Here is a 7,450-nt window from a genome sequence, read left to right as displayed (position 1 = left end):
GGCTGGGTGATGGTCACTGCTGATGACTCCTGGGGTGAGGCGAAGGGGGAGGCGTTCGGTGGGCGGCGCGGGGCCGCGCCGGCTCAGTCCGGCCGGCCGGTGCCGTCGACGGGTCCGATGCGGTACAGCACCTCGGGTTCGTGGGTGCCCTCCGGGAACAGCCGGCCGTCGAAGAGGACCTCGCGCTCCAGGGCGGCGCCGCGGCGCTCGGCGAACGAGGTGAACAACCGGTCGGAGGCGGTGTTGTCCGGGGTGACGGTCGCCTCGACGGTGCGGACGCCCCGGTCGGCGAGCCGGTCGGTCAGCGTGTCCAGCAGGGCCGCGGCCAGTCCGCGGCCGCGGTGCCCGTGGTCGACGGCGACCTGCCAGACGACCAGGGTCCCGGGGCGGTCGGGCCGCAGGTAGCCGGTGACGAACGCGACCGGCTCCCCGTCCCCGCCGCGTGCGACGAGGGAGGTGGCGGCGAAGTCGCGGCACCACAGGAGGTAGCTGTAGGAGGAGTTCAGGTCCAGCACCCCGGAGTCGCGGGCCATCCGCCAGATCGCGGCCCCGTCCTCGAGGCGAGGGCTTTCCATGAATTCGTGTCGGGCACGTGCAAGGTCTGCTTGTGCGGCGGTCATGCGAAGGGAACTTACCCAGCAATTTCTTGGATTGCATCGGCGCAGGGCCTTGGGTGGAAAGTGCCGACGTGTTATCACGCGTGCGCGCAACGCGGGCTGAAGGGGAGAAGGCGCAGGTCCTTTCAGGCGGAATTTCCGTACAAAAACCCCGCGATGTGGAATCGATCACACCGTTTCCGCCCTCCTGGCGGCCCGTCGGACAAGCGGCGGACCTCTTGCCGAGTTCCTTGTTTATGGTCGGGAAAACAGGGCAGGAGAAGCCGGTGGGCCATCCGAGATAATGTGCGGGTAATGCGCGCGGAAAGTGTCCGCACGTCGACGGGAGAAGCCGACGGCGGAACACGTCGTCCGCGCCCCGCGCGGCTTTGCCGCCGTCTTTCGTCCCCGACCGGCCGTCCCGGACGGGCCGCGTGCCGTGTGCGTGCCCGGCCGTCCGGGCACCCGTGAACATGGGGCGGGCCGTTGCGCGCCGGATCCGGGTCGGCGGCGAACAGCGAGGGGCGGGTGGGTGCGGCCGTGGAACTGCGTCAGATGGAGTACTTCGTCGCGGTGGCCGAGGAGTTCGGCCTTCGGCCCGCGGCCGAGCGGCTGGGGGCGGCCGAGGCCGAGGTGGACCACCGGATCGGGGAACTGGAACGCGAACTGGACCTGCGGTTGTTCGACCGCGGCTCCCCGCCGGGGCGCCTGCGGCTCACCGCCGCCGGCGAGTACCTCCTGCCGGGGGTGCGGGCCGCGCTCGCGGCGGTCGGCCGGGTGCGGGAGACCGCCGCGGGCGTCGCCGCCGGCACCGAGGGACTGGTCCGCCTCGGCAGCAGCCGGGCCTTCGCCGACCGCGTGTACCGGGCGACGGGCGCCCTCGCCGAGCGCCGGCCCGGCTTACGGGTGCGGCTGGAGCGCGCGCCGCAGGAAGGGCGCCTGGCCGCCGTCCGCTCGGGGACGTTCGACGCGGCGCTCGTCCGGACGGTGCGCCGCGCCGAGGGGGTCGTGCTCCACCCCGTGTGGACCGAACCGCTGCTCGCCGCCCTGCCGGCCGGGCACCCGCTCGCCTCGCTGGAGGAGCCGCACCCGTCCCGGCTGGCGCGGCTGCCGCTGCGCCTGGTGCCCCGCGAGACGGACCCGGCGCTGTACGACCTGGTCGTGTCCGTCCTGCCCGACTGGACGCCGGGCCCGCCGTTCACCACCCTCCGGGCCACCCTCGACGCCCTGGCCACCGCCGCCGAACCGTCCTGGACGGTGTTCCACCCGGCGGGACCCCTGCCGCGCGACCGCCGCCTGGTGTTCCGCCCGCTCGGGGCGCCCCGCGTCCCGGTCTCCCTGGCTGTTCGCCCCGGCCGCCCCGCCCCGGCCGTCGCGGCCCTGCTGGAGGCGCTCACCGCGGCCGGACCGCCGCGCGGACCGGCCTCCCGCAGCGGGGCNNCCCGCCCGCGCCGGCCCCGCGCACGGCCGGGACCGCCCCCGGCTGACGGGGTGTCACGGCCGGCCCGCGACCGCGGGGCCCCGCGGTCGCGCCTAGCGCCAGGACTCCGCCACGGCCGCCCGCGCCGCTTCGGCGTCCACCGGACGCCCCAGGTCCGCCAGGGCGGCGCCCAGTGCCGTCAGGGACGCCCCCACCGCCTCCGGGGTGGCGGCCGGCCCGTAGTGGTTCACCCGGACCATCTCGCGCGCCAGCGCCCCGCCGCCCGCCGCCAGGGGCGCCGACGGGTCCGCGGCCAGCGCCCGCGCCACCAGGTCGGCGGCGTCCACCCCGGCCGGGACGCGCAGCGTCGTCGCGACCGGCGCGGCCTCGGCCGCCTCGCGCACGTACGGCTCCAGGCCGCCGCCCAGGGCCGCCGCCCCGGCCCGGGCCGCCGCCGCGGCCGACGCGTGGCGGGCCTCCAGCACCGGCAGGCCGCCCTCCGCGTCGACCCGCTCCAGGCACGCCTCCAGCGCCAGCATCTCCAACTGCGCCGGGGCGTGCGGCAGCACCCGCCGCCCGGTGTCGATCCACCGCTCCTTCCAGTCCAGGAGCGACAGGTAGGAGCGGCGCGGCGCCCCCGGGTTGGCGGCGAACCGCTCCCACGCCCGGCCGCTCACCGACACCGCCGAGACGCCCGCCGGGCCGCCCAGCGCCTTCTGCGCGCCGATCACGCACAGGTCGACGCCCCACGCGTCGGGCAGCAGCGGCTCGGCGCCCACCGACGCCACCGCGTCCAGCATGAACAGCGCGCCGTGCGCCCGCACCACCTCGCCGATCTCCGCGACCGGGTTGGTGTTGCCGGTCGCCGCCTCCGCGTGCACCAGCGACACGAAGTCGGTCTCCGGGTGCGCGGCCAGCGCCCGCTCCACGTCCTCGGCGGCGACCGCCGTGTGGAACGGCACCTCCAGGTCGACCACCGCCGCCCCGCAGTCGCGCAGCCAGTGGCCGAACGTCTGCCCGTACGGGCCGGTCACGATGTTCAGCGCGGTCGAGCCGGGCCGTGCGCCGCCGCGGACGCACCCCTCCAGCGGCAGCAGCGCCTCGCCCTGCGCGATCACCACGTCCTGCGCGGTGTCCAGGAGGGCCGCCACCCGCCGCTCGACGCCGGCGAAGCGGTCCGCGGTCAGCGGGGGCAGGTCCAGGAGGGGGTGGGGCTGGGTCATGTCGGCTGCCTTCCTCACGTCTCGTGCGTTCGCCCGCGCCGCCGGGGCGAGGGGCGCCCTGCCGAGCGTACCCAGCCCCTCGTACAGTGCGGGGCATGAGCGATCCCAGGGCGGTACTGCATGTGAAGGGGCGGGTGCTCGTCGGCCCGGAGGACGTCCGCGACGAACTGTGGGTCGTCGACGGCCGGGTCGCCCACACCCGGCCCACCGGCGTCCACGCGTCCGACGTCCGCACGGTGACCGGCTGGGCGCTGCCCGGCCTGGTCGACGCGCACTGCCACGTCGGCCTCGACGCGCACGGCGCCGTGGACGCGGGGACCAGCGAGAAGCAGGCCCTGGCCGAACGGGACGCGGGCGCGCTCCTCCTGCGCGACGCCGGTTCACCCGCCGACACCCGGTGGATCGACGACCGCGACGACCTGCCGAAGATCATCCGCGCGGGCCGGCACATCGCCCGCACCCGCCGCTACATCCGCAACTACGCCCACGAGATCGAGCCCGCCGACCTCGTCGCGTACGTGGCGCGCGAGGCCCGGCGGGGCGACGGCTGGGTGAAGCTCGTCGGCGACTGGATCGACCGGGAGGTGGGCGACCTGACGGCCTGCTGGCCGCGCGCCGAGGTCGAGGCGGCCATCGCCGAGGCCCACCGGCTCGGCGCCCGCGTCACCGCCCACTGCTTCGCCGAGGAGTCCCTGCGCGACCTGGTCGAGGCGGGCATCGACTGCGTGGAGCACGCCACGGGCCTCACCGAGGACACGATCCCGCTGTTCGCGGAACGCGGGGTCGCGATCGTCCCCACGCTGGTCAACATCGCCACGTTCCCGCGGCTCGCCGCCGGCGGGGAGGGGAGGTTCCCGCGCTGGGCGGACCACATGCGCCGGCTGCACGAGCGCCGCTACGACACGGTCCGCGCCGCCTACGACGCGGGCGTCCCGGTCTTCGTCGGCACCGACGCGGGCGGCGCCCTCCCGCACGGGCTCGTCGCCGCCGAGGTGGCCGAGCTGGTCAAGGCGGGCATCCCGGCCCTCGACGCGCTGTCCGCCACGGCCTGGGGCGCCCGCGCCTGGCTGGGGCGCCCCTCCCTGGAGGAGGGCGCCCCCGCGGACCTGGTCGTCTACGACGAGGACCCCCGCGCCGACGTGCGCGTCCTGGCGGCGCCCCGGCGGGTGGTCCTCGCCGGCCGCGTGGTCCTGTGACCCCCGCGGGCCCCGCGCCGGCCGTACGGCCGCGGGGCCCGCACCCCGGGGTCCGCGGGGCCTCAGCGGCCGAGGAACGCCAGCCGCGCCCGCTTCTGCGCGAGGCGCACCTCCGGGAGGACGACCTCCGGCAGGACCACCTCCGGGCCGAGTTCGAAGCCGCTGCGCGCCAGCAGCGCGACGGCCTTCGCGTTCGCCGCGTCCGGTTCCGCCACGATCCGCCGGTGACCGCTCAGGCAGTACGCGACGAGGGCCTCCATCAGGTGCGCGGTGAAGCCGGGTTCGGGCGTGGCGGCGGGCGCCACCAGCAGGTGGACGCCGATGTCGCCGGGGAGCGCCTCGTAGCACTCGGAGATCCGGTCGGCCTCCGGGTCGTAGGTCTGGAACAGCGCGACCGGCACGCCGTCGCGGTGCGCCAGGTAGGCGTGGTGGGTGGTCAGCGAGTCCAGGTGGGCGTAGACGTCCCGTACGTCCTCCACGCTCATGTCCCGCATGCCCCAGAACCGGGCGCGGTCCTCGCCGACCCAGGAGTGCAGCAGCGCGGCGTCGCGGTCCGGGTCGACCGGGACGAGGCGGACCGTGCCGAAGCCGTCGACGGCGTGCTCGTACACGGCGGGGCGCGGTTCGGTGCCGGTGGTCATGCGGGGTGCTCCTTGTCGAGCCGGTTCCAGTCGGTGGTCACGGGGACGAGCCCGCCGCGCAGCCACAGCGGCAGCTGGTCGCGTTCGTGGGGGTCGCCGGGCACGCCCGACGCGCCGAACGGCACGACCCACAGGCTGTCCTCACGGCGCGCCAGGTCCCACACGTAGCGGGCGGCCGGGCCGCGGGCGCTGCGGTCGGTGACGCCGGGCACGCTCGACGTGGACAGCACGCAGTCGTGGTCGCCGTCCAGGCCGGGCCACGCGGCGTCGTCCCCGTCCGGCAGCGCGGCCCACGGGGCGAGCCGGTGCGTGGCGCCCCACGGCCCGGCCGGGGGCGCGGCGGCGGTCTCCTCCAGGGCGGCCCGCACGGCGCCGGCCCGGTCATCGGGGGGCACGGGCCCGGACGTCAGCAGGGTCTCCAGGGCGTACGCGACGCGCGGGACCGGCGCCATCCACGGCGCGAACAGCGCCGGGTACGCCGGGAGCCGCCGGAGTGCGGCGAACACCGGGTGCGCGGCGATCCGGCGCACGACCCCGGACCGCACGGCGGCGTACAGCGCGGCGTCCGTGCTGTCGGCGTCCATGCGCCGGTTCCAGCACAGCAGCCGGTCGCGCAGGGCGGCCGCCTCCGCGGAGAGGCCGTCCAGGCGGGAGGCGAGGGCCAGCAGCGGACGCGCCGAGGCGAGCCGCGTGTCGGTGTGCACGGCCGCCATGTCCGGCGCCGTCCACTCCTCCGAGGCCTCCAGCAGCCGGGTGATCCGCTCGGCCCGGTGCGGCGGCGCGAACTCGACGCCCAGCGGCGCCGCGAGCCCGCGCGCGTTCGCCATCACGGCGAAGCCGTCCACGGCGGCCCGGGGGAGCGGTTCGAAGCGGCCCCGCCACGTGTGCGCGGGGTCCCACGCCGGTACGACGCGCAGCATGTTGTCCCGGGGGCGCACGGGGACGTGCCCGGCGGCCCGGTGGAGCGTGCCGCCCCGGGTGTCGGCGGCCTGCACGACGTTCACGGGCTCCACCCACCGGTCCAGGGCCCGGTCCACGTCGCCGACGGTCCGCGCGGCGAGCAGCGCGGGCAGTGCGGCGAAGCCCAGTTCGCCGGTGACGCGGGGCGGGTGGCGCAGGCTGATCGCGCCGCCCTCGCCGTCGTCCGGGACGATCACCGGGCCCCGTTCGGTCTCCAGGACCTCGACGGCGACCGGGTCGGCGCCCCTCACCTCGACGGTCTCGGTGTGGGCGCGGGCGGGCCGCCACCCGTCCGGGCCGAGCGCCTCCGCGGTGCCGTCGGGGCGGCGGCGCAGCCGCTCGCGGTAGAGGTCCTGGTAGTCGGCCATGGCGTTGGTGATGGCCCAGGCGACCGTGCCGGTGTGGCCGAAGTGCGCGAGGCCGGGGACGCCGGGCACGGCCAGGCCGACCACGTCGTACTCGGGGCAGGCGAGCCGGATCTGCTGGTAGACGCCGGGCGCCTCGACGAACCGGTGCGGGTCGCCCGCGAGCAGGGCGGCGCCGGTGGCGGTCCGGCCGGCGTCGACCAGCCAGCCGTTGCTGCCGGAGGTGCCGGGGCCGTCCGTGGCGAACAGTTCGATCGCCTCGTCGCCGAGCGTGCGGGCGACGTGCTCGCGCCACAGCTTGGTCGGGAAGCCGGCGAAGAGGATGTGGGTCGACAGCCAGACGCCCAGCGGCACCCAGGGCTCCCAGGCGCCCGGTTCGAGGCCGGTGTCCGCGAACTCGCGGCTCCGGCGGGCGCCTTCGGCGAGGCCCGCGCCGACCCCCTCCGCGTACGCCGAGACCCAGGCGCGGGTGTCGTCGTCCAGCCGGTCGAGGCAGCGCCGGGCGGTGTCGGCCAGCCGGGCGCGGCGGGCGAAGACGTCCCACTCGACGGCTTCGGGGCCGAGGAACGCGGCCGTGGTGCCCTGGGCGCGGTGCCGCTCGACCTCCAGTTGCCACGCCCGGTCGCGGGCGGTGACGCGGCCCTGGGCGTAGGCGAGTTCGCGCGGATCCCCGGCGCGCAGGTGCGGGATGCCCCAGGGGTCCCGGTAGACCTCGATGCTCACACTCGTCCTGATCTCTTTAGGTAAGGCTGACCTAACTTAGATCACGGCGACCGGAGAAGCAATCCGGTGCGGTGCGCACGGCCGTGGCCGGCGGCCCCGCCCCGGGGCGGAGCCGGTCCGGGGGCCGGCGCGCCCACCTCCCCGCCGGGGGCCGGTGTTCCGGACCGCCGCCGGCGGCGGCGGATCGTCGCGCGGGTGCGCCCGGTTCCGGCGGCGGATCGTCGCGCGGGTACGTCCGGTTCCGGCGGCGGATCGTCGCGCGGGTGCGCCCGGCTCCGGCGGCCCGGCGGAGGGGTGGTGCCCGGGTACGGCCGCCGGGGAGGGGC

At 77.0% G+C, this 7,450-nt stretch carries 5 protein-coding genes and 1 pseudogene; 2 read left to right on the top strand and 4 right to left on the bottom strand.

Annotated features, from left to right (window positions below; genetic code table 11):
• Window positions 1-83: 83 nt before the first annotated feature.
• The gene (ectA, locus tag MW084_RS06425) at window positions 84-620 is read right to left on the bottom strand and encodes a diaminobutyrate acetyltransferase (protein WP_029553320.1); all 537 of its coding nucleotides are present in this window, start codon (window positions 618-620) and stop codon (window positions 84-86) included.
• A 531-nt stretch (window positions 621-1,151) separates the two neighbouring features.
• On the opposite strand from ectA, the pseudogene MW084_RS24490 reads away from it, so the two are divergent.
• Window positions 1,152-2,035 (top strand): annotated as a pseudogene (locus tag MW084_RS24490) (LysR family transcriptional regulator); the annotation flags it as partial.
• A gap of 94 nt (window positions 2,036-2,129) precedes the next feature.
• Here MW084_RS24490 and MW084_RS06420 read toward each other — a convergent pair.
• Window positions 2,130-3,239: a pyridoxal-phosphate-dependent aminotransferase family protein gene (locus tag MW084_RS06420; protein ID WP_010468954.1), complete on the bottom strand. Its 1,110-nt coding sequence runs from the start codon at window positions 3,237-3,239 to the stop codon at window positions 2,130-2,132.
• 95 nt (window positions 3,240-3,334) lie between these two features.
• Between MW084_RS06420 and MW084_RS06415 the strand changes: the two genes are divergently transcribed.
• Window positions 3,335-4,435, top strand: a complete 1,101-nt coding sequence (locus tag MW084_RS06415) for an amidohydrolase family protein (RefSeq protein ID WP_029553319.1) — start codon at window positions 3,335-3,337, stop codon at window positions 4,433-4,435.
• Between the two features lie 62 nt (window positions 4,436-4,497).
• Here MW084_RS06415 and MW084_RS06410 read toward each other — a convergent pair whose 3' ends face one another.
• Window positions 4,498-5,076 carry a GNAT family N-acetyltransferase gene (locus tag MW084_RS06410; RefSeq protein ID WP_010468950.1) on the bottom strand — a complete coding sequence of 193 codons (579 nt, stop codon included), beginning with the start codon at window positions 5,074-5,076 and terminating at the stop codon, window positions 4,498-4,500.
• Entirely contained in the window at window positions 5,073-7,124 is a 2,052-nt protein-coding gene (locus MW084_RS06405; protein WP_010468948.1) for a penicillin acylase family protein, read from the bottom strand. The genes MW084_RS06410 and MW084_RS06405 overlap by 4 nt, the downstream gene beginning before the upstream one ends.
• Window positions 7,125-7,450 lie beyond the last annotated feature (326 nt).

The sequence above is a fragment of the Streptomyces sudanensis genome, assembly GCF_023614315.1.
In the GTDB taxonomy this organism is placed as follows: Bacteria; Actinomycetota; Actinomycetes; order Streptomycetales; family Streptomycetaceae; genus Streptomyces; species Streptomyces sudanensis.
This window is presented reverse-complemented; position numbering and strand designations above follow the sequence as displayed.

Coding starts and splice junctions, on each gene's coding strand:
- ectA (WP_029553320.1), bottom strand. CDS start 620: ATGACCGCCGCACAAGCAGACCTTGCACGTGCCCGACACGAATTCATG.
- MW084_RS06415 (WP_029553319.1), top strand. CDS start 3,335: ATGAGCGATCCCAGGGCGGTACTGCATGTGAAGGGGCGGGTGCTCGTC.
- MW084_RS06420 (WP_010468954.1), bottom strand. CDS start 3,239: ATGACCCAGCCCCACCCCCTCCTGGACCTGCCCCCGCTGACCGCGGAC.
- MW084_RS06410 (WP_010468950.1), bottom strand. CDS start 5,076: ATGACCACCGGCACCGAACCGCGCCCCGCCGTGTACGAGCACGCCGTC.